The organism is Algoriphagus sediminis (assembly GCF_030403435.1).
GTDB classification, from domain to species: Bacteria; Bacteroidota; Bacteroidia; order Cytophagales; family Cyclobacteriaceae; genus Algoriphagus; species Algoriphagus sediminis.
The window spans coordinates 147326-171200 of sequence record NZ_JAUEPH010000008.1; the positions used below are offsets into that span (position 1 = coordinate 147326).

Consider the following 23875-nt stretch of genomic DNA (forward strand, 5'->3'; position numbering starts at 1 on the left):
AACGAAAAAGGGAAATTAGGCATTTCCCTTTTTCTACTTAAATGGGTTTCAAATAACCAGATTCACAATCTTTCCCGGTACTACAATTACCTTTTTCGGGTCTTTTCCTTCCAGCCATTTTTGGACTACCTCATTGGATAGTGCCTCCTCCTGAATTTCATCCTTAGTGAGGCCTAAAGAGAGCTGAATTTTGGTTCTCATTTTGCCATTAATCATCACAGGATATTCGAAGCTACTTTCAACCAGATAATCTTTATTGAATTCTGGGAAGTCTGCCTCGGTAATCGAAGTGGTATGACCCAGAAGCTGCCATAGTTCTTCTGCTATGTGTGGAGCATATGGGGAAACCAATATGGCAAGCGGTTCCAGTATTTCTCGCTTATTGCATTTCAATGCGGTTAATTCATTCACGCAAATCATGAAGCTGGATACGGAAGTATTGAAGCTATGACTAGCCATGTCTTCCTCCATTTTCTTAATGGTTTTGTGAAGGGACTTCAGCTCTTTTTCATTGGCCTTGCTATCAGTCACCTGGAAATTACCAGCACCGTCATGATACAAATTCCACAGTTTTCTTAGGAATTTGAACACTCCATCGATTCCGTTGGTATTCCAAGGCTTAAACTGCTCCAGAGGTCCCAAAAACATCTCATAGCATCGAAGTGTGTCTGCACCGTACTTTTCGATAATGTCATCTGGATTCACCACGTTGTACTTGGATTTTGACATTTTTTCGACCTCAGCTCCACAAATATATTTGCCGTCTTCAAGGATAAACTCTGCATCCGCCAGGTCAGGTCGCCAGGTTTTGAATTTAGCCAGATCGAGCTGATCGTTGTAAACCATATTCACATCTACATGCATGGCTGCAGTATCATATTGGTCTTTCAGACCAAAGCTTACAAACTTATTTTCACCTTTAATTCGATACACAAAATTCGATCTACCCTGGATCATACCTTGGTTGATCATCTTTTTGAATGGCTCATCAATAGAAACCGCGCCGATATCATAAAGAAACTTCGTCCAAAACCTTGAATACAAAAGGTGTCCGGTAGCATGTTCAGAACCGCCGATATAAAGGTCTACCGCTCCCCAGTAATCTGTTTTGTCTTTATCTGCGAAAGATGAATCATTTTGAGCATCCATGTATCGGAAAAAATACCAGCTTGATCCAGCCCAACCGGGCATGGTGGATAGTTCAAGAGGGTACTCTTCACCTTCAGTGGAGTAAGTCCAGTTCTTGGCTCTTCCCAGAGGTGGTTCTCCATCCTCAGTAGGTAAATATTTATCTACCTCAGGAAGTACCAGGGGAAGATCCTTTTCATCAATTAAATATGGCAGGCCATCTTTAAAGTAAACTGGAAGCGGTTCGCCCCAATATCTTTGTCGGGTAAATATGGCATCCCGCATTCTATATTGGATTTTACCTTTTCCAATTCCTTTTTCCTCAAGAAACTCAATTGCTTTTACCATAGCATCCTTCATTTCCATATTTGATATGAAACCTGAATTGATGATAGTACCACCCTTTCCAGGGAATGAACCATTTTCCATAGACCCTTCGATCACTTGTCTGATTTCCAGGTTAAAGTGCTTAGCAAAGTTGTAATCTCTTTCATCGTGGGCGGGTACTGCCATCACTGCTCCTGTTCCATATCCTGCAAGTACATAATCAGCGATCCAAATTTGGATTTCTTCACCATTGAAAGGGTTAATGGCGTAAGAACCCGTGAATGCACCCGAGATGGTCTTGACATCAGTCATACGGTCTCGTTCTGATCGATTTTTGGCTACCTCGATATAAGCTTCTGCTTCTTCTCTTTGATCTTCTGTGATCAACTCGGCAGCAAGTTCAGATTCTGGCGCCAGAGCTAGATAGGTCACTCCATAAATGGTGTCGACGCGAGTGGTAAAAACCTTAATCGTTTCTTCAGAATTCTTTACCTGAAAAATCACTTCAGCCCCTATGGATTTACCAATCCAATTCCGCTGCATTTCTTTAATAGGCTCTGACCAGTCCACCTTTTCAAGTCCCTGGAGCAGTCGTTCTGCATAAGCAGTGATTCGCATCGACCACTGCATCATTTTTTTTCTTTCTACCGGATGCCCTCCACGTTCGGAGAATCCGTCCTTCACTTCATCATTTGATAGGACAGTTCCCAAAGCGGGACACCAATTAACAGTGGTCTCCGCAAGGAAGGTAAGGCGGTACATTAATAGGATTTCCTGCTTTCTTTTTTCTGAAAATTCAGCCCAGTCGGATGAAGAGAAAAATGGAGTATCCTCATCACATTCAGCATTCACTCCTTGATTTCCGCTCTTTTCAAATTTCGCTATTAGTGATTCAATCGAAAGCGCCTTATCAGCATCCTTATCATAGTAGCTATTGAAGAGCTGCATGAAGATCCATTGGGTCCATTTATAATAAGATGGATCAGAGGTTCGGATTTCCTTGGACCAGTCGAATGCGAAGCCAATATTTTTTAGCTGTTCGGTATATCTGGCAATATTCTTCTCTGTGGTAATGGCTGGATGCTGTCCGGTCTGGATGGCATACTGCTCCGCAGGTAAACCAAAGCTATCATACCCCATTGGGTGAAGGACATTGAAACCCTTCAACCTCTTAAATCTGGCCACTATATCACTTGCAATGTAACCAAGTGGATGGCCCACATGAAGGCCTGCACCTGAAGGATAGGGAAACATATCAAGAGTATAGAACTTTGGTTGTTCAGGATTTACTTTGGCCAAATAGGATTGGTTGTCTTCCCAGTATTTCTGCCATTTATTTTCTATTTCCCTGAAATTGTAATCTGCCATGGAGTGCTTTGATTTTAGCTAAACGCCTGCAAAAATAGAAAAATCATTACGCTTTGGAAGTTAAAGTTTGAAACAGCCTCCCCAAATGTTCTTAGCAAGGTTTTAATTTTTTTTAGTTCTGATCTGAGTTTTTCCCGATTTTCCAAATAAGCTGCCAAGTAAATTTTATGAAAAAAGTATAAGTAAGGAGCGGTTTAGGCTTCAACCGGAAGAATTTTGTTTTAATAAATCGAAGTTTTCCAACCCCTTTAAAGAGTCATAATTTAAGGAGGCCTTTTTGGCTCTCCTTTTCTTTTCCCCAATGAAGGTGTACTTTTGTGCTGATTTACAGCGGTGGAATCACCCGCTTTACCAAAAATTCAAATGACTACAGAAGAAAAAATTGCTGCAGGCCTCTCACTTCCTGTGATGGAGGCCTTTTACACGATTCAAGGCGAAGGGAGATTTACAGGTCATCCGGCTTACTTTATTCGATTAGGAGGCTGTGATGTGGGCTGTGTGTGGTGCGATGTGAAAGAAAGTTGGGAGGCCGGGAAATGGCCGGTTTTGTCCATTGAAGAAATTGTAGCCGAAGCAGAAAAACATCCGGCAAAACTTGTAGTCATTACGGGAGGCGAGCCATTAATGTATGATATGGGGCCCCTGACTCGGATGTTGAAACAAAAAGGGTTCACCACCAACATAGAAACCTCCGGTGCTCATCCCTTTTCAGGGGATTTTGATTGGGTATGTTTCTCCCCTAAGAAATTTAAGGCGCCAGATGAATCCATTTATCAAGTAGCGGATGAATTAAAAGTGGTAGTATTTCACAAAAGTGATTTTGCCTTTGCTGAAAAGCATGCAGAAAAAGTCAGTGAAAAGTGTGAATTGAGGCTTCAGCCAGAGTGGAGCAAGGCAAATCAGTTTACTCCGGAGATCATAAAATATGTAAAAGATCGCCCTTTATGGAAAATATCGCTCCAAACTCATAAATTTATGGACATCCCTTAGAGTCCATGCGCCCTTTAATCTTTGGAATACTGTTCTTTTTTACTCTTGGCTTTGCCCAGGGGCAAAGCTATTCCATCATAGATTCTAAAGCCATAAAGTTGTATGAGAAAGGGGAGGAGCTCACCCTGTCCAGAAGATATTATGATGCGATAGAAAGTTTTGAGGCTGCGATCAATCGGGAGGCATCTTTCCTGGAAGCATATGTAAAAGCATCTCAACTTTATATTACGATGGGCGACTTGGAAAAAGCTGAGCAAACAGCTCTAGCTGGAGAAAAAAGGCTCGTGGGGAAAAATGCCAAGACCAAAAATATTGCAGAATACGGATGGCTATTTGCAAATATTCATTTGAAAAAAGGGGAATTCGAACAAGCCTATGAGCGATTTACAAATGTAGATCCACTTTTTGAGGAAAGCTTTAAGAACTCCATTTACTATAGAGATATGAAGAGTCAGATGGATTTTTTGTCCACCCAATTGGGTGAGTCTATGTCCATTGAAAAAGGGAGACTTCCTGACCCTCTGAACCAGTTCAAACTTCAATACTTTCCCGTCCTTACTGCGGATGGAAAGCAAATCCTATTCACCAAGAGGGATGGTACTGGAAACTTTGACAAGGAAGATATTTATGTGTCATATTCCGATGGGGAAAATTCTTGGACCCAACCAGTAAGTATTGCCTCTACAATCAATTCCCAATACAATGAGGGCACTTGCTCAGTGACAGCAGATGGGAATATTCTAATTTATACCTCCTGTGATGCTCCAGATAGTGAAGGAAGCTGTGACTTATACGTGGCATATAAAGTAAATGGCAAATGGGAGCGACCCAGAAATATGGGTAAACAAGTGAACTCTCGATCCTGGGATTCTCAGCCTTCCCTTTCGGCGGATGGTCGAATTCTGTTTTTCTCTTCAAATAGGAGAGGTGGATTTGGAGGAAATGACATCTGGTATAGTGTAAGGATGAATGACGGCTCGTGGGCTGAAGCCAAAAACTTAGGTGGGGTGGTGAACACCGCAAAAGATGAGATTTCACCCTTCATGTTTTTCAATAATGAAATTCTCTTTTTTGCTTCAGATGGTCATCAAGGATTTGGTGGGATGGATATATTTCTGTCCAGAGTGAAGGAGGGTGATTTCCAGGAACCGGAGAACCTGGGTTTACCCATAAACGATCACTTGGACCAAGTAGCGCTTTTTATTACTGCTCAAAAGGACTATGCCTATTTTACTGAATTGACTGAGGATGGTGGTGAAAATGATAGATCCTTACTGTATAGGTTCAGGTTTCCGGAGGAAATATATTTAGGTGAAAACCTCACAGTAACTGCCGGGAAGGTTTATAATTCCAAAACAGGAGAGCCTATTGATGCGACACTTTCTTTGGTTTCATTGACCAATGACAGTACTCTATATCAGTTTCGTGCAGATGGAAAGACTGGGGAATTCACCATGCTCTACCCAGATAAAGCCTTCTCTGGATTGTACGTGGAAAAGCCAGGGTTTTTGCCAAAGATTTATAATGTAGAAAGGGATAAGCTCCAAAACGTCGAAGACCTCGAAGTGAACCTAACCCCTGTAGCCCCAGGCGAAGAATTCGTATTTGAAAATATATTTTTCGACTTCGATAAATATGAGCTGAAAGAAGAGTCCATTTCTTCGCTCAAGCGACTGAAGAAGTTTCTGGATGAAAATCCAAATGTCAACATAGAAATCCAGGGACATACCGATAATGTAGGACAGAAGGCCTACAATAAAACCCTAAGTCTGAACCGCGCAAAAAGTGTCCAATCCTACCTTATAGAAAACGGCATGCATCCTGGTAGGGTAATGGTAGTTGGAAAAGGTGATTCCGAGCCTATGGTGCCAAATGATTCAAAGGAAAACCAGGCACTCAATCGGAGGATTACAATTGAAATTCTTTAAGAGCTTCATGAATAAGGCAATTTTGCTCTAACTCGTTATAACTACATGTTAATTACTTAACTTGTTTAGTTTCAATAATTTAGAATCCGAATAAATAATTGATTTTAGTTCAGTTTTCGGAATAAATAATTGAACATTTTGATGTGAAGAAATAATAGATTGAAAAAGTATAAAAATCTGTTAAATCCTACTGAATTCATGACGAAAATCAAAAAAAATGAAAAGAATGAAAAAAATAAAAAAAAATTAACTTTTGTTAACCTTGGGATAACACCCAGATTTCCGGATCTGATTAATGTATTTTTTTAATTTCCAAAATTTAATTTTGATTTAACATATTTTGTAAAAAATCCCTTTCTGCCGCTAAAAAGACGATTTGTCCATTTGCCAGTTATGGTATTGTGATATTCCATAATTCAGGATATCATTGGGCCTAATTAAACCATAATTTTAACCAATATGAGGAAAATTTTACTTCTAGGACTCACCCTTTTCCTCGCGACTGCAGTAGCCTTCGCGCAGAATAGAGTGATTACTGGTACGGTTATCTCTTCGGAAGATAATCTTGGAGTACCAGGTGCAACTGTTCTGGTAAAAGGAACCACTGTGGGTACAGCCACCGACTTGGATGGTCAGTACTCTATCAGCGTTCCTGCCGGAAGCGATGTGTTGGTCTTTAGCTTTGTAGGCTTGACCACTCAGGAAGTGACAATCGGTAACCGAACCACAATTGATGTGACTTTGGAGCCAGATGTTCAGTCACTATCAGAATTCGTGATCACATCTTATGGTGATCAGTCAAAAAGAGAAATTACAGGAGCCATTGCTTCTGTGAAAGGAGAGGTTTTCGAAAACCTTCCTGTTCAATCTTTCGACCGAGCGATGCAAGGACGAATCGCTGGTGTTCAGGTAACTTCTACTTCTGGACAGCCAGGTGGTACCCTTAACGTTCGTATTCGTGGTGTAGGTTCTATCAACGCAGGAAACGATCCACTTTACATCATTGATGGTGTTCAAGTTGGAAGCGGTGGTCTTTCAGGTCAGGGTACTCAAAACGCCTTGGGTTCTATTAACCCAAATGACATCGAATCTATTGAGGTTCTTAAAGATGCAGCTGCTGCAGCAATCTACGGTGCTCAGGCAGCAAATGGTGTGGTTTTGATCACAACCAAGAAGGGTACTAAAGGACGTACTCGTGTAACATTGACTGCTCAGGAGGGTATTGTACAGCCACTTAATCTTTACGATGTAATGGACGCTAGCCAGCTTGCAGGTATTAAGAGACAAGCTTACATCAATGCTGGTCTTGATCCAGCAGGTGCTGCTGCTACATATGGAGATCCAGAAAACCCAAGCTTAGAATCTTATGACTGGGTTGACGCTTTGTATAGAGACGGCCGTCTAAGTGTTTATGACTTATCTGTATCAGGTGGGGATGACAAAACATCCTTCTACTTGTCTGGATCTTACACTAAGCAGGAAGGTCAAATCGTAATGTCTGATTATGAAAGAGCTACAGCAAGATTGAACGTAACTCACAGACCTAGCAAGAATCTAACTGTGGCAGCCAATTTATCTTTGGCATTCCAGAATACAAATGGTTCTATTGCGAATGGTAACTTCGTAAACTCACCATTCGTAGCAGGTTTCTCTGCAAGACCAAACGTTCCAATCTATAATGAAGATGGTTCGTTTGCGCCATATCCATCAAATCACCTATTTGGCTACAACATTGTACAGGGTGTATTTGAAGAATTAAGATCTGGTAAGACTGTACAGACAGTTTCTAACTTACAGTTGAACTATCAAATCACTCCTTGGTTGAGCTGGACTTCCTACTTTGGTATTGATTTCGCAGATAATGCCGATATCAATAACAGACCATCTTCTATTCCAGTATTTAGTTCATATGGAGGTGGATCTGTTTTCACTGACAGAAGAACTAACAACTTTAACACCAACCATAACTTCAGCTATAGTAAGAAGTTTAATGAGGTACACACTATCTCAGGTGTTGCTGGTTTTGAGTACAAGGCGGAGAATTCAGACGTAAACACTGCTACTGGTAGAGGTTTCCCTAACCCACAATTGATTTACTTAAATAATGCCGCAGTTCCTTTCTCTGTAGGTAGTTCCTATACTGAATTTAAAAGAGCTGGTATCTTTGGTCAGGTAAAGTATGATTATGATGATCGATATACTGCTGACTTTACACTCAGAAGAGATGGTCACTCTAGATTTGGTGAAGAAAATAGATGGGGTACATTCTACGCAGCTTCTGCGGCATGGAGACTTTCTTCTGAGGCATTCCTTCAGGATGTGACCTGGTTGGATAACTTGAGAGTTCGTGCTTCTTACGGTGTAACAGGTAACTCAAATATTGCAAACTTCGCATCCAGGACTTTGGTAGGATCTGCCGGTCAGTATTTAGGTGGTGGCGGATTGACGCTATCTCAGCTTGGTAATGACTTGCTTACTTGGGAGGAATCAGAAACTATCAACCTTGGTGTAGACTGGACTTTATTTAATGGTCGAATCATTGGTACTGTTGATTTCTGGAGAAGAGATTCTAAAGCTCTTTTGTTCTCCACCCCTCTTCCAATTGACTCAGGCTTTGGTAGTATTACCCGAAATACCGGTTTGGTAAGAAATCAAGGTATAGATATTGATCTTCAGACTGTGAATGTGGTTGCTGGTAAATTCCAATGGAATACAGCATTCAACATTACTTTCTTGGAGAATGAACTTCTGGAGCTATATGATGGTCTTGATAGAATTGGAAACGATTTGATCGTAGGTCGTCCTATCCAATTCTGGTATACCCATGAATATCTAGGTGTAAATCCAGCGAATGGATTGGCGATGTATGATGACGGAACTGGAACAGGTAACTATACATATATCACTGGACAGAATACCTTAGACTATAGAGGTAGCGGTCTTCCAACTAGCTATGGTGGTCTTTCTAATAGCTTTACTTACGGACCTGTGTCATTGGAAGTATTCTTCCAGTATCAGTTCGGAAACATAGCTTCCAATTCTGATATCCAGAACCTTCAAAACTGGGGGGCTGGAACTGGTAACCTTGAAGTTAGCCAGTTGGATTATTGGAGACAGCCTGGTGATATTACCACAGTGGGTAAGCCATTTGAGGGTGGTCAGGAAGCTGGAACCAGTAACGTCAGTATCTTCTCTACTCGTCGATTGAGCGATGGAGGCTATGTGAGATTGAAGCAGGTAACATTGAATTATACCTTGGGTAGTGCAGCTGCCAATAAGATCGGAATGCAGAGTGCAAACCTGTTTGTTCAGGGTCTTAACCTGTTGACCTTCACAAACTTCAACGGTATTGACCCAGAAGTTGTAGGCTTGATTGGTAACTCTACATTTGGACGTTATCCAAATGCGAGACAGTTCTCTGCTGGTCTAACTCTTAACTTCTAATTAGAAATAAGAATGAAAAATTATATAAAAGTTTTGGCTTTAGGAGCTGTAATGTCTTTTACAGCTTGCGATGGTCTCTTGGATACTGATCCAAGACAAAGTTTGACACCGGAAAGCGGTTTTGCCGATGCATCTGGATACGAAGCACTAATATTTGCGGCTTATGGCCAGCCGAGAGAATTCAACTTGTATGGTCAGCAGATGATGATGGCACCGGAAATCATGGCAGATAATTTGAGAATTATTGCCAACACCGGTAGATATATCGGTCAGGAAGTGAATGCTGACAGGGCCCACATGGGTATCTGGAATGGCGCACAATGGGGAGCGATAAATGAAACCAATATTCTTCTTGCCGGTATTGATGAGGTAGAAGGTGATGAAAACCTGAAGACTCGTCTGAAAGGAGAAGCTCATTTTCTTAGAGCACTCATGTATTTTGATTTCGCAAGAATTTATGGGTATGAGCCTGGTCAGGAAGTAAATGGTTGGAACCTTACTGTTCCTTTGAGAACCACACCAACTCTTGGCTTCTCTGATGCTGATTTTAGGGAAAGAGCTACGAATACGGAGCTTTATGCACAGATTGAATCTGATCTTCAAATGGCGATTAGCATGTTGCCTACAGCAGACGCTGGTTCTGCTGGCGTCTATAGAGCATCTAAAGGAGCTGCTGAGGCACTACTTGCAAGAGTTTTCCTTTATGGCGGTAAAAACGCAGAAGCTGCTTCAATGGCTACTCAAGCTATGGCTACTTTCGGTCTTGGAGATGATGGAACTGGCCTAGTTGACGCTGGTTCTTATGTAAGTGGATTTTCTACTTTCCCAAATCCAGAATCATTATTTGAGATTGAAATCAGATCTGTCGACTGGTCTACAGTTGATGGTGTGAACAACTCCATGTGTACTTTAATGGCAGATGCTTTTGCTTCTGCTCAGTTTATTGCTACTGCTTCTGATGAGCTTCTTGATGCCTATGAAGAAGGTGATGTTAGAAGAGATACATGGACAGAGACTACAAGATCTGGAGCTGATGGTGTAGTTTACCGATCAAACAAGTGGTTAGGTGCTAAAGGTGATTTCTTGGAAAACCTTCCAATTATCCGTGCCCCTGAATTGTATTTGATTAGAGCAGAAGCCAGATATAAGACTGGTGACGAAGCTGGAGCTCGTGCAGATTTGACCGCATTGAGATCTAAGAGAGGTTTGGGACCTGCAGTAGGGTCTGGGTCAGCTCTATTTGATCTAATCATGAATGAAAGAAGAGTTGAATTTGCGGTAGAAGGACATAGATGGTTTGATCTGAAGAGAAATGGAATGGATATTACAAAGCATAACAACTTTGAAACTGTTCCTTACACTGATTATCGAATTCTTGCACCTCTACCACAAGGTGAATTGATTCTGAATGAGTTGCTAGTCGATAATCCTGGTTACAACTAAAAAACAGATGACTAAAATGAAAAAGTTATATAGCTTAATCGCATTAGCAGTCCTTGCTGTGACTGCCACTGCATGTTTTGATGATCCGGGAACGGAGGTATTCTTCGAAGGAAACTTGGTAGAATGGGCCGATGGTAGATTACCAAATGGTACTCAGTTTACAGGTGTAAGAGCATCTGAAGATCAGACTGATGTCTTTGAACTAGAAGTAAATAGGGTTTCTACTGATGGAAACGGTGCGATCACTGTAAATGTAGAAGTAGATCCATCATCTACTGCAGTAGAAGGTGTACACTATAATCTTTCTGCTACTTCTACCACCATTAATGGTGGTGATTGGGTTGCAAACTTTCCAGTTACAATTCTGACTGGAAATATTGATCCATCTGAGACTCCTGACTTGGTATTGAATATCACTAGTGCCACAGGTGCTGAAGTATCTTCTAATTATGGTTCTGTTACCCTTAGAATCAGAGTGGTTTGTCCTTCTGAGATTTCAACGGCTGCAGATACTTGGTCTGGTACCACTGTAAGTAGATTTGGAACAGATGTAGCTACAGTTACTGTAACTCCTTTGGAGACTGCAGGTCAGTATGTTGTTTCTGACATGTCTACGGGTCTTTACCCAAGATTTGGTTTCTCAACTACTCAGGAATTGATTATTGCTGACAATTGTAACGTAATTTCATATGTTGCTCCACGTCAGACTAATTTCAATATCGTTCCACCAACTGGAGAAGCGACTCCAACAGAGGGTTCATGGGATGAAGCAACTGGAACTCTTACATTCTATTGGAGAGATGAGGGTAATAACATCGATGCTGTTACCACCCTTGTTAAGAACTAATTCTTAATATTTCAAAAAAAGGAGGGCGTTCGCCCTCCTTTTTTTATTTCCGCTTCCAAGTAATTGAGTGGTGAATTATTTTAGCAGTTTATAAACCCAAAAATAATATTCTCAAAAACATCTGTGTTGAGAGTGACGTTTCTGATGTATAATTGAATTTGTTTATGAGAAAAATTTACACCCTGATTTTGCTCTTATCTTCTTTTACGGCCTTTGGCCAATCTGAGGAGGTGAAGATGAAAATGCTCGAGGATGCTAGAGAGCAAACAGAAAGAAATTTAAGGTCTTCCCTTATTAAATTTACTTACTCTCCGAATACCATTGACGAGAGCAAATTTGACTTTTTAAATACCCAGGGAGGATATATTGATGAAAATGGAATTTTTTCTCGAATTCAGTTTTTAGATGAAACAGGTTGGCCGGTTATTAATTTTACGGACAACGTGGATGCGGCTATTACTACAGGGGCAGCTTCTTTACAACCAGGAGGTGATCTTGGACTTGACCTTACAGGCGCTGGGCTAACGGTAGGTATTTTTGACCAGACTAGGCCTAAAGTAGATCATGTAGAATACGAAGGCAGACTTACCCAAGTAGATGGTTCTACAGAAACTCTAAGTACTCATTCGACTCACGTCTCAGGAACAGTTTTAGGGGCGGGTATTAATGCCGCCGCCAGAGGTATGGCTTATGATGCTACAGGCTGGTCGTTTAACTGGGATGCTGATGTTTCCAAAATGGTGGCTAACGCCTACGAGCCAGATAGTAAGCCCAATGGAATGCTGTTATCAAATCACTCGTACTCTGTGGGTGTTGGTTGGGAATCAGGAAACTGGTTGGGTAATCCCTCAATAAGTGAGGAAGAAGACTGGAGGTTTGGTTTTTATTCTTCACAGTCAGCGGCTGTCGATCAGGTAGCTTTCTCAAGACCATACTACTTGCCTGTTTTTGCCGCAGGCAATGATCGAGGTGAATCTGGAGATGGTACACGACCACCAGATGGACCTTCAGATATTTTAGGACCAAGAGCCGTTTCTAAGAACGGGATTACCGTTGGAGCAGTGGAAAGTGTTTTGGATTACCAAAGCCCTCAATCTGTAGTTATGAGCTCCTTTTCTTCCTGGGGTCCAACGGATGATGGAAGGGTAAAGCCAGACATGGTGGCTATGGGAGTGAATGTATTCAGTGCTTCTATTGCAAGTAATGGCTCGGATTCATATGCCAGCCAAAGCGGTACTTCTATGGCAGCACCAAATGTAACCGGATCTCTTTTCCTTTTGCAGCAACTTTACAGCCAAAGAAACACCGGAAGATTTATGCTCTCATCTACTTTGAAAGCTCTTGCTATTCATACCACAAAAGAGGCTGGACCGGCTCCAGGACCTGATTACATGTATGGATGGGGCCTGCTGGATGTGGAAGCCGGGGCCAAAATCCTTATCAATCAAGACGGTGTGTCACAGTTTGTTCGTGAAGAAATTCTGGGGGATGGTGAGACCTACGAATTTGAATTCGTTTCTGATGGAGTTAATCCAATAAAGGCCACTATTGCCTGGACTGATCCCGAAGGCTCTCCAGCGGGTACAGGCCTTGATCCCACTGATTTAATGTTGGTCAATGATCTCGACATGAGAATTATTGGAGAAGACGGGACTGAATTTTTCCCTTGGACCCTGGACCCATCACTACAAGCTTCGGCCAGGGGGATAAATACTGAAGACAATTTCCGGGATAATGTGGAGAAAATTGAAATCAATAATCCAAGTCCACAGAAATACCGATTGGTTATATCTCATAAAAATGAACTCAGGTTTGATGTTCAGCAATTCGGACTCGTGTTTACTGCTGGGGTAGTTAATGGCTCGGATGAGACTCTTTACTGGATTGGAGAGGATGGGGATGATTGGAACGATCCTCAAAACTGGTCCAACTCACTTGGAGGTTCTTCCGCAAACAAAGTTCCCGGAAATGGAACGCGTGTTGTTTTTGAAGGTGCGGATTCAGGAACTATGGATGTGAATTTTGCTGATGACGCAGAAGCCTTCAGTGTGAATTTCTTCGGAAATGAGCAGGTGAGGTTTGACCTGAATGGAAATAATATACTGGTATCTAACGGTTTCCGTGTGAGTAATGCAGTAACCGAAATCGAAAATGGAAATATCCTTTTCAGTGGGGATGGTTCTATAGAAAGCCTGGTAGAATTAGGTAATGCTTCATTTACAGATGTAGACCTTCGATTCCAGTCTGGTATTTGGAAAATTATCTCAGCTGGGGAATTGGATAATGTGATTATTGAGATTGCAACACTGGATATAGATATAGTAGATCGGATTAGAATGGGAGATCTTTCTATTGGAAGTGGTGGAAACCTTACTGGACAAGTGAATCATATTGAATTCAGTGGAAACGTAAATGTGGCTTCCGGAGCAAGTATGGATGATAATATTACGATAGAATTTATTGGTGAGAGTGGATTGGTGAATAATCAGGCCTCTACTGACTTTGATTTATTGATCGCCTCATCCGGAACTCTAGGCTTAAATTCTGATGGTATCAATAGTTTATCAATCCAGGAATCAGAAGTGAGGTTAGGAGTTCCCGAAATCGACGTAGATAATCTCACCCTTTTAGAAGGAGCTAACTTAAACCTTGGAGCCGAAGGAGAAATGACCGTTACGGGTTTCATTTCTGTTTCAGTGGCTACGGACGATAGGGTTTTGATTAATTCGACGCAGGCTGGTGCGATTATTCATAACGTTTATAGAAAGTATTGCTTCGAGGACATTGATATCACTAATGTGAATTTAATTGGTGATGCGATAGTCAACTTGGGTATTGATGTTACACTTTCAAATGCGGAAGGCTGGCTCACTGAGGACTGTGATGATGTTCTGTTCTCTAACTTTGCATTCCAATATGCTTGTGTGGGTGCTGCCGTTACCTTTGAAAACCTGAGTGAAGGTGCAATTGATGAATATGAATGGGATTTTGGAGGTTTAGGAACCTCAAGCTTGGCAGAGCCCATCTTTGTTTTCGATGAAGTAGGTACTTATACGGTTTCTTTAAAAGTTTCAAACCCAGATGGTTTTACCATGTTTGAGCAGGATATTCAAATTACTAGCAGTGATATCAATAAGCCAAACATTGTTGCAAATGGGCTAGTATTGACCTCACAGCAGCCAGGAGAGGGATATCAGTGGTATGCGAATGGTCAGCTGATCCCTGGTGCTACCTCAAGATCTTATGAAGCTCCAGGAGATGGTTCTTACCAAGTAGCTATTTTTGATGGAGCATGTAACCGGGTTTCTGATCCAATCGTGGTTTCGGCCATAGAAGAAGACGAGCCAGAATTAGCGAGATTTGGGGTATTTGTAGGTCCAATTCCATCTGACGATATACTGAATATCAATATCACAAATAACTATACAGGTCCGATTACATTCCAGCTTGTAGATCTTTCGGGAAGAGTTCTTGTTTTAGAGGAAAAATCTAAAGTTTCTCAAGAAATGAATGTCAAAATGAACCTTCCTGGTCAGAATGGACTGTATGTACTAAGAATTAATACCAACAATTTAACCTTACACAAAAAAGTAATTAAGCAGTAAAATGAGAAAGTTAATATTCATTTTCAGTTTGTTATTTGCGCAGGCGTCATTTGCTCAGATATCAAACATACCTCTAAATGGAGCGCCAGCCAGACTATCCGGTTATGATGGGGTAGAGGGTTCGCCTTATCTATTTGATGATTGGGCTAGAGCTGACGTTTCCACCACAAATGGAGGGTTGAAAGAAAACGTAGCCTACAAGTTTAATATTTATGAAAACGAGTTTGAGGTAATCAATGAGGCAGGAAACAAAATTTTCCTCGATAAGGATTACGTCGAATATATGCTTCTGGAGCGTCCATCGATTATCATAGCAAATAGTGAGGGAGGGCTCTTGACAAAACTACTATTCAAGAAAGGTTTTGATGAAATCAGTGGTGTAGAGCCAGATGATTTTGTTAACGTCATCGCCGAAGGAGATAAATACTCTATGGTGAGAACTTTTGACACAGAATTGGTAACTCCTCCGAAAAATAGTTATGCACCTACCCCAGGAAAGATGTTCGTATTTGAAGAGAAATTCTATGTGCTCAGTTCCTCAAATGAACCTGAGTCCGTCAGGGGCAGAACAAAAAGTATTATCAAAGCTTTAGCGGAAAAGGATCAATCCACTGCAAAAAAAATAGTGAAGGAAAACAACCTTAATCTTTCACGAGAGGATCATTTGGTCATTTTCTTTCAGAAGCTGAATGAAGCTTAATTGATGAAAATCATTGAAACAGGCTCCTGATTTTCAGGAGCCTTTTTTTGTTTTTAGGGATTCCACTGTTTTGGTACTTTTCCCTAAATTTGCCGAGAATTTGAGAAGGTGATGGTATACGTTTGTAGAAAAGAGCATTTCAATGCTGCACATAAGCTTTGGAACCCAGCATGGTCGGATGAGAAGAATTTTGAGGTTTTTGGACCTTGCGCCAATGTCAATTGGCATGGTCACAACTTTGAATTGATTGTGACGGTCAAGGGAAGGCCTGATGCTGAGACTGGGTTTGTGGTGGATTTGAAAGCCTTGAGCAATCTCATCAAAAGGGAGATTATCGAAAAGGTGGACCACAAAAACCTCAATTTAGATGTAGATTTCATGAAGGGCAAAATGGCTAGCTGTGAAATTCTTGTGATGGAATTTTGGAAGATTTTAAAGCCTAAAGTAGACAAAATCGTTCCTGATGGTCACCTATATAAGCTTCAACTTTTTGAGACTGAAAGGAACTTTGTTGAGTATTTTGGCGAAGAGTAGGAGAGGATATCTTTTTGGATTTTTTTAGCTAAAAAATATCATCTTTACAGAAAGCCTTCTTTTGGAGAAAACAAAAATCTATATTATTTGCGGTGAGCGATCAGGTGACCTTCATGCCTCTAATCTGGTAAAATCTATTAAGAAAAAAGCCCCAGATACCGAATTCAGGGGAATGGGTGGAGAGCTTTCCGCTTCAGCTGGAGTAGATCTATATGTTGACTACTCAGAAGTAGCTGTGATGGGGTTTTTGGAAGTACTTTTTGGATTCCGAAAAGTACTCGGATATCTATCAAAGGTTAAAGAGGATATCCAAACCTACAGACCTGATTTGATAGTCTTGGTAGATTATGGCGGTTTTAATATGAAAATTGCCCGATTTGCTACGGATCTCGGAATTCCTGTTCACTATTACATTCCTCCTAAAGTTTGGGCATGGAATCAGAAAAGAGCTCTTAAATTAAAAGCTACCACAAATCGGATTTATTCTATCCTACCCTTTGAAAGTGAATTTTTTAAGCGGTTCGACATGGAGGTAGAGTATGTGGGTAATCCTTTGCTGGACGAAATAAAAACCTTTACGCCTCATGAGTTTTTCTTTCAGAAGAATGATCTGAATTTCGATCCTATTGTCGCTTTGCTTCCAGGAAGCAGAAAACAGGAGGTAAATAAAATGCTCAATAAAATGATTGAGGTTTCCAGGCAATTCCAAAATATTCAATTTGTGATTGCTGGGGTCAGCTCCTTGAATTCAAGCATTTATGATGATGCAAAAGAGGCAGGACTGAAAGTGGTGTTTGATCAAACCTATGATTTGCTTCATCATGCGATTGCTGCTGTAGTGACCTCTGGCACGGCAACTCTTGAAACGGCGATTTTTCGTGTTCCGCAGGTTGTAGTTTATCACACCAGTCCAGTTTCTTATGCTATCGGAAAAAGGTTAATCAAGGTAGATTATATCTCACTTGTAAATCTCATTGCTGATAAGGAGGTCGTGAAGGAATTGATTCAGGATGACTTTTCAGTAGCTAATTTGAAGGCAGAACTTAATCAAATTCTTACCAATCAGGTGTACAAGGGACTTATGCTACAGGGATATGATCAGGTGATGGATGAGTTAGGTTCTAAAAGTGCTTCAGAAACCGTGGCCGAAAGAGTTATTGAGAGTTTAAAAAAATAATCCCCGGCATTTGCCAGGGATTAAATTAAGCTACCTGTAGTCTCTTAAACTTCGATTTATCAAATTTTTCTCTGGCGTATTTCTCATCGATTACCAGTTTCTTGATGGATTCGTTAGAGGGAAGCTCATACATGGCATCTGTGATAATAGCTTCACAAATTGATCGTAGGCCTCTTGCTCCAAGATTAAACTCCACAGCCTTTTCCACGATGAAATCAATGCCACTGGGTTTGAATGCCAGTTCCACATTTTCCATTGCCAATAATTTCGTGTATTGCTTCACCAAGGCATTTTTTGGTTCGGTAAGGATTTGCTTCAAGGTGTCCTTACTTAATGGATCCAAATAGGTCAAAACCGGTAATCTTCCAATTAACTCAGGAATCAAACCAAAGGCTTTCAAATCTTGGGCGGTCACGTATTGAAGAAGGTTTTCACGATCTGCCATGGCTGCACCTCCTGAATTATTGAATCCCATCGGTTGGGTATTCAAGCGCTTTCCAATATGTCGGGCAATTCCATCAAAAGCACCTCCGCAGATGAAAAGGATGTTTTCAGTATTCACCGCAATCATTTTTTGATCTGGATGCTTCCTTCCACCTTGTGGAGGAACATTGACCACGGTTCCTTCTAGAAGCTTGAGCATAGCCTGCTGAACGCCTTCACCACTTACATCGCGAGTGATAGATGGATTATCGGATTTACGGGCGATTTTATCCAACTCATCAATGTATACAATCCCCCTTTCAGCGGCCTCCACATCATAGTCTGCTGCTTGGAGAAGTCGGGTTAGTATACTTTCTACATCTTCCCCCACATAGCCAGCTTCAGTGAGTACCGTAGCATCAGCAATGCAGAATGGGACCTCAAGGGTTTTGGCAAGAGTCTTAGCCAAGTAAGTTTTTCCTGTACCTGTATCTCCCACCATAATGATATTAGATTTTTCAATCTTAACATCATCATTTCCTTCAGCTTGCAGTAATCTTTTGTAGTGATTATATACGGCCACAGAGAGAACTTTTTTAGCCTCATCCTGTCCAATCACATACTGGCCCAGATACTCAGTGATTTCTTTGGGTTTTTTAAGACGAAACTTAGGTTTTTTGGTTCCTTTTTTAGTCTTCTCATCCTCACCTAGAATGGTATGGGCCTGCTCGATGCAGTGATTACAGATGTGGGCAGAAATACCGGAAACCATTAAATCCACTTCACTTTTCTTCCTGCCACAGAAGGAACATGTTATTTCAGATGCCATGCTGTTATTTTCTGATCAGAACTTCGTCGATAAGACCATACTCTTTTGCCTCAGGGGCTTTGAGCCAGTAATCTCTATCAGAGTCCTTTTCTATTTGTTCGAAAGTTTTTCCTGTATGATCCGCTAAAATTTGATACAGTTCTTCTCTCATTGACATGATCAATTTAAGAGAAATTTCCATATCAGTACTTTTACCTTGCATTCCGCCTGATGGCTGGTGGATCATTACACGGGAATGTTGGAGTGCACTACGCTTGTCCTTGGCTCCGCCTGCCAATAGGACTGCTCCCATGGAAGCGGCAATTCCAGTACAGATTGTAGCCACGTCTGGGCCTATATACTGCATTGTATCATAGATACCCAAGCCAGCGGTTACAGAACCCCCGGGGCTATTGATATAAAGCAATACATCTTTTTTGGAATCCACAGATTCCAAAAATAAGAGCTGAGCTACTATGATATTTGCAATATGATCGTCCACTCCAGTACCAAGGAAAATGATTCTATCCATGATTAGCCTGGAGAATACATCGATCTCTCTGAAATTCTGAGGTCTTTCCTCAATGACCGATCGGGTCATATTTTCAATATGCTGGGTATACTGATCGAATGCAGTCCCACTCACCCCCTGATTGTGAATGGCATATTTTCTAAATTCTTCTTTATTTATCATGATTTAAATGTTGTGGTAGACAAAAATAAAAAAAGCCCTTAAAAAAGGACTTTTAATATGATTTATAACTGACTTACTCCTCTAAAAGTTTCTTGAACTCCTCTACAGTTATTTCCTTGTCTTTTAGCTTGAGCTTTTCCATAACCATGGCCAGTACTTTATCATTCTGTACTGAAGTCAACATGTTCATGTAATTTTGCCCTTCCTCACCTTTAAGGTAGTTGTCCACAAACATATCCATGCTATCTTCCATTTGAGAACCTAAGCCTGATGCTGCGAATTGTTCTCTTACCATTGCCTTGGTCTTTTCGATGACATCTTCATGCTCAGCTTTGATATCATTAGCAGTAGCCAGATGATTTGAAATAAGTGACCATGTAAGCTGTCTTGCATAAGCAGGATATTCTTTTTCCACATCTTCTGCGCTAACCTTACCTTGGTTTGCCTTGAGCAACCATTCTTTAAGGAATTCTTCAGGCAGTTCGATTTTAGCTTTTTCTACCAAAGCCTTCTTAAGCTCCTCCTCAGTGTAAACTTTAGATTCCTTATCATAATTCGCTTGAAGAGTCTCTTTTACTTTGGTCATAAACTCCTCTTCGTTTTTCACCTGGTCAGGACCAAAGATCTTATCAAAAAATGTTTGATTAAGTTCGGCCTTAGCTGTTCGATTGATGTTTTTAACAGTGAAAGTTAAGTCTCCATCTACATGCTCTTTCTCCTCATCCGTTAAACCAAATGCCTCATCCCATTGTGCCTTCTTGACATCTTTAGAAGGAAACTCAATCACCGCATCTTTTGAAACTCCGATGAATTTACTTCCAAGTTTTTTGGTGAGTTTATCAATTGGGAAAGTCAAAGTTTTAGACCATGTACCATCCGCTTTGGCCAAATCACCATAAAGATTATCACCTTCTTCAGAGACCTCTGGGTTACTGCTTTCTCCTTGTTGAGAAAGAAGGTTTTCGACCGTCTCCTTAACCTCAGCATCGTCCACCTTTATTTTAAAATTATTGGCTTTGATCTTACTATCAAGAGGTACTTCGATATTTTCAACGAAACCAATCTTATAGTCAAAATCAAATTCCTTTTGAGTTTTCCAGTCGATGTCCTGTTGCTTTGACTCGTCTGGAATAGGATCTCCAAGGATTTTGAAATCTTGCTCCTTTAAGTAATTATTCAGCTTTTCTCCCAAAATGGAGTTGATCTCTTCCACCATCACGGATGTGCCATAAAGGTTTCTGATCATTCCTAGAGGGGCTTTGCCAGGACGAAACCCTTTAATGTTTGCTTGTTTAGCATAATCCTTAAGCTTGGCAGTTACCTTATCTTGGTAATCTTCTTCCTTTAGGCTGATTCTTACTAATCCTTGATTTGCTGACTTTTTGTCTAATGTAATTTCCAAAGCAATAGTTATTTAGATGACCTTGAACTAAAAACCCCCAATCGCTATCCTAAAAGAAGGCAGAGATTGAGGGTTCTGTATCAGTGCGGATGGAGGGACTCGAACCCCCATGCCTCGCGGCGCTAGATCCTAAGTCTAGTGCGTCTACCAATTTCGCCACATCCGCATTAAATTCTAGAGAAAAACGTTTTTCCCTCGCTGAATTGTGCGTGCAAAGGTAAACAGTAAAAATAAATTTGCAATGGGTCTAAAAAAAAATATTCATGTTTTGGAAATAATTTTTGGCGAGAAAAATCTTTAAATTTCAGGTTATGATTCAAGTGGACACAGAAGAGGAAAGAAAACAGATCCTCAAGCGCTACCGCAGGCTCTTGAGACAAGCCAAGCCCTTTTTAAAACCTGGTGACGCGAAGGAAATAAAAAAGGCTTTTAACGTTTCCTTGGAAGCTCACAAGGATATGCGTAGAAAGTCCGGTGAACCATACATCTACCACCCTCTTGAAGTAGCATTGATCTGTGTTGAAGAAATTGGGTTAGGGACCACATCTATCGTTTCTGCCTTACTCCACGATGTAGTGGAAGATACCGATTGGGAGCTGGAGGATATTGAAAGAGACTTCGGGCACAAAGTGATGACCATCATAGATGGCTTGACTAAAATATCGGGAGTATTTGATTATGGAAGTTCTCAACAGGCAGAAAACTTCCGAAAGATGTTGCTCACGCTTTCAGATGATGTGAGGGTGATTCTAATCAAACTGGCGGATAGGTTAAATAATATGAGAACTCTTCAGAGCATGCCACGGCATAAGCAATTGAAGATCGCATCAGAAACCATGTACCTATACGCCCCGCTTGCACATAGGCTAGGTCTTTATGCCATTAAGTCTGAGCTTGAAGATTTGTACTTAAAGTATACCGATGCAGATACTTATCAGGACATTGTTAATAAAATCCAGCAATCCAGATCTCTGAGGAATCGATTTATTCGAAAATTTATTCAGCCTATAGATGAGGAATTAGATCGTCAGGGTTTCGATTATACCATAAAGGGCCGCCCCAAATCTGTCTATTCTATTTACAGCAAGATGAAAAAGCAGGGCATTCCATTTGATGAGGTTTACGACCTTTTTGCTGTGCGGATAATTCTAAATAGTGATTTCGAAAATGAAAAAGCAGATTGCTGGCAGGTTTATTCCATAGTGACGGATTTCTACCAGCCCAATCCTGATAGACTAAGGGATTGGATCAGTACCCCTCGTTCGAATGGTTACGAATCACTTCATACCACCGTCATGAGTAATTCTGGTCAGTGGGTGGAAGTACAGATCCGAACTAAAAGAATGGATGAAATCGCTGAACGTGGATACGCAGCACATTGGAAATACAAGGAGAAAGAAAGTAAGTCCCCATCAGGTCTTGATGATTGGATCACTCAGGTGCGGGGACTTTTGGAGAGCAATGAAGCCAATGCTATTGAGTTCATGGATGATTTCCGTGGAAATCTTTTCAGGGAGGAGGTTTTTGTTTTTACCCCTAAGGGAGACCTGAAAGTTTTACCACATGGAGCCACTGCTTTGGATTTTGCCTTTGAGATACATACGGAGGTGGGCGCAAGCTGCATTGGTGCAAAGGTCAATCAAAAGCTCGTCCCCATTTCACATGTTCTGAAAAATGGAGACCAGGTAGAAATTTTGACATCAGGAAAGCAAAAGCCGAATGAAGACTGGCTGAACATAGTGGTGACTTCCCGGGCTAAAGCAAAGATTAAAGATGCGCTAAGAGAAGAAAAGAAAAGCTCAATTCTGGATGGGAAGGAAATCGTTCGAAGAAAACTCAAACAAATGAAAATGACGTTCAATTCAGAGACGGTGGAAAAACTACGCGCCTTCTACGAATTGAAAACAGCAAATGAATTTTACTATAGAGTTGGAAGAGGAATAATTGACCCAACCACGATTCGTTCATTTAAAGATTTTCTTGAAAAGCAAAAAAAGAAGCAGAAGTCCATTCAAGAGCGAGTGAAGGATGAATCAACTTTCACTAAGGAAATAAAAAGCGTGAAGGGACCCGATCATGATCAACTGCTCATCGGTGAGGATATGGATGTTGTGGATTACATCCTTGCAAAGTGTTGTAATCCTATCCCTGGGGATGATGTATTTGGTTTCGTGACAGTTAATGAGGGGATAAAAATCCATCGAACTTCTTGCCCCAACGCTGTAGAACTATTGTCCAATCATGGAAATAGGGTGATCAAAGCCAGGTGGACCAGTCAAAAAGAAATTGCTTTCTTAGCTGGGTTGCGAATCGTAGGAACGGATCGGGTAGGCTTGATAAACGATGTCACAAAAGTCATCTCAAATGAATTAAAAGTAAATATGAGATCTATCACTGTTGATTCGGATGCAGGTGTTTTCGAAGGTACTATCAAACTTTATGTGAATAGTACAAGCCACCTTGATAAGCTTATTCAAGACCTTGAGAAAGTCGAAGGAATCTTTCAGGTAACTAGATTTGATTAACATGTTGAATCATTTCTCCGTTTCGGCAGTTATATTTGAAATAAAAATTAATGTCCTCGATGACTGATAATTTCGAAGAAGTCAAAACCATCTTCACGGCGTATCTGGAAAATCAAAAGCTGAGAAAAACTCCGGAGAGATATGCGATTCTAGAAGAGATTTATAGCAGGTCTGGTCACTTTGATGTGGAAGGTTTGTATATAAGCATGAAGAATAAAAACTACCGGGTGAGTCGAGCTACGGTTTATAACACGCTGGATTTATTAGAGGAGTGTGACCTGGTGACCAAACATCAGTTCGGTAAAAACTTGGCTCAATTTGAAAAATCCTATGGTTACAAGCAGCATGATCATTTGATTTGCACGGAGTGCAATAAAGTGCTTGAGTTTTGTGATCCCAGAATTCAGAACATTCAAAATACCGTAGGCGACATCCTCAATTTCAAGGTAATGCATCACTCTTTGATTTTATTTGGAAATTGTCAAAAAGAAAATTGCGAAAATAGAGCCTTAGCTAACTCCAATTAATAAAG

Annotated in this window: 15 protein-coding genes and 1 tRNA gene; 11 read left to right on the top strand and 5 right to left on the bottom strand. The window is 40.9% G+C overall.

Annotated elements, in window-relative coordinates:
- Positions 1 to 48: 48 nt before the first annotated feature.
- Positions 49 to 2823 carry a leucine--tRNA ligase gene (gene leuS / locus QVH07_RS16725; RefSeq protein ID WP_290002724.1) on the bottom strand — a complete coding sequence of 925 codons (2775 nt, stop codon included), beginning with the start codon at positions 2821 to 2823 and terminating at the stop codon, positions 49 to 51.
- Positions 2824 to 3186: 363 nt separating this feature from the next.
- Here leuS and QVH07_RS16730 point away from each other — a divergent pair, with 363 nt between their 5' ends.
- The 9 genes from QVH07_RS16730 to lpxB all read left to right on the top strand — a co-directional run bounded on the left by QVH07_RS16730 (position 3187) and on the right by lpxB (position 17491).
- The gene (locus tag QVH07_RS16730; protein ID WP_290002728.1) at positions 3187 to 3813 is read left to right on the top strand and encodes a 7-carboxy-7-deazaguanine synthase QueE; all 627 of its coding nucleotides are present in this window, start codon (positions 3187 to 3189) and stop codon (positions 3811 to 3813) included.
- Positions 3814 to 3818: 5 nt separating this feature from the next.
- Complete coding sequence (locus QVH07_RS16735) at positions 3819 to 5741, top strand: OmpA family protein (protein ID WP_290002731.1); 1923 nt, start codon at positions 3819 to 3821, stop codon at positions 5739 to 5741.
- A 459-nt stretch (positions 5742 to 6200) separates the two neighbouring features.
- The gene (locus tag QVH07_RS16740; protein ID WP_290002734.1) at positions 6201 to 9185 is read left to right on the top strand and encodes a SusC/RagA family TonB-linked outer membrane protein; all 2985 of its coding nucleotides are present in this window, start codon (positions 6201 to 6203) and stop codon (positions 9183 to 9185) included.
- Positions 9186 to 9197: 12 nt separating this feature from the next.
- Complete coding sequence (locus QVH07_RS16745; RefSeq protein ID WP_290002735.1) at positions 9198 to 10628, top strand: RagB/SusD family nutrient uptake outer membrane protein; 1431 nt, start codon at positions 9198 to 9200, stop codon at positions 10626 to 10628.
- Between the two features lie 16 nt (positions 10629 to 10644).
- Positions 10645 to 11475: a hypothetical protein gene (locus QVH07_RS16750; protein ID WP_290002737.1), complete on the top strand. Its 831-nt coding sequence runs from the start codon at positions 10645 to 10647 to the stop codon at positions 11473 to 11475.
- A gap of 164 nt (positions 11476 to 11639) precedes the next feature.
- Positions 11640 to 15080 carry a S8 family serine peptidase gene (locus tag QVH07_RS16755; protein WP_290002739.1) on the top strand — a complete coding sequence of 1147 codons (3441 nt, stop codon included), beginning with the start codon at positions 11640 to 11642 and terminating at the stop codon, positions 15078 to 15080.
- Between the two features lies 1 nt (position 15081).
- Positions 15082 to 15780 (top strand): hypothetical protein, encoded by a 699-nt coding sequence (locus QVH07_RS16760; protein WP_290002741.1) that lies wholly within the window; start codon positions 15082 to 15084, stop codon positions 15778 to 15780.
- Between the two features lie 111 nt (positions 15781 to 15891).
- The gene (locus tag QVH07_RS16765) at positions 15892 to 16314 is read left to right on the top strand and encodes a 6-pyruvoyl trahydropterin synthase family protein (protein WP_290002743.1); all 423 of its coding nucleotides are present in this window, start codon (positions 15892 to 15894) and stop codon (positions 16312 to 16314) included.
- Between the two features lie 61 nt (positions 16315 to 16375).
- Positions 16376 to 17491, top strand: coding sequence for a lipid-A-disaccharide synthase (gene lpxB, locus QVH07_RS16770; protein WP_290002744.1), 1116 nt, complete (start codon positions 16376 to 16378; stop codon positions 17489 to 17491).
- Positions 17492 to 17516: 25 nt separating this feature from the next.
- Here lpxB and clpX read toward each other — a convergent pair whose 3' ends face one another.
- The 4 genes from clpX to QVH07_RS16790 form a co-directional block, all read right to left on the bottom strand.
- Complete coding sequence (gene clpX, locus QVH07_RS16775; RefSeq protein WP_290002746.1) at positions 17517 to 18743, bottom strand: ATP-dependent Clp protease ATP-binding subunit ClpX; 1227 nt, start codon at positions 18741 to 18743, stop codon at positions 17517 to 17519.
- 4 nt (positions 18744 to 18747) lie between these two features.
- Positions 18748 to 19416, bottom strand: a complete 669-nt coding sequence (locus QVH07_RS16780) for a ClpP family protease (protein WP_290002751.1) — start codon at positions 19414 to 19416, stop codon at positions 18748 to 18750.
- Between the two features lie 73 nt (positions 19417 to 19489).
- A complete protein-coding gene (locus QVH07_RS16785) occupies positions 19490 to 20818 on the bottom strand; it encodes a trigger factor (protein WP_290002754.1) in 1329 nt (442 codons plus the stop codon).
- Positions 20819 to 20902: 84 nt separating this feature from the next.
- A tRNA-Leu gene (locus QVH07_RS16790) sits at positions 20903 to 20984 on the bottom strand.
- Positions 20985 to 21129: 145 nt separating this feature from the next.
- Between QVH07_RS16790 and QVH07_RS16795 the strand changes: the two genes are divergently transcribed.
- The gene (locus tag QVH07_RS16795) at positions 21130 to 23343 is read left to right on the top strand and encodes a RelA/SpoT family protein (RefSeq protein WP_290002757.1); all 2214 of its coding nucleotides are present in this window, start codon (positions 21130 to 21132) and stop codon (positions 23341 to 23343) included.
- Positions 23344 to 23402: 59 nt separating this feature from the next.
- On the top strand, positions 23403 to 23870 hold the full coding sequence (locus QVH07_RS16800; RefSeq protein WP_435367067.1) for a Fur family transcriptional regulator: 468 nt from the start codon (positions 23403 to 23405) through the stop codon (positions 23868 to 23870).
- Positions 23871 to 23875 lie beyond the last annotated feature (5 nt).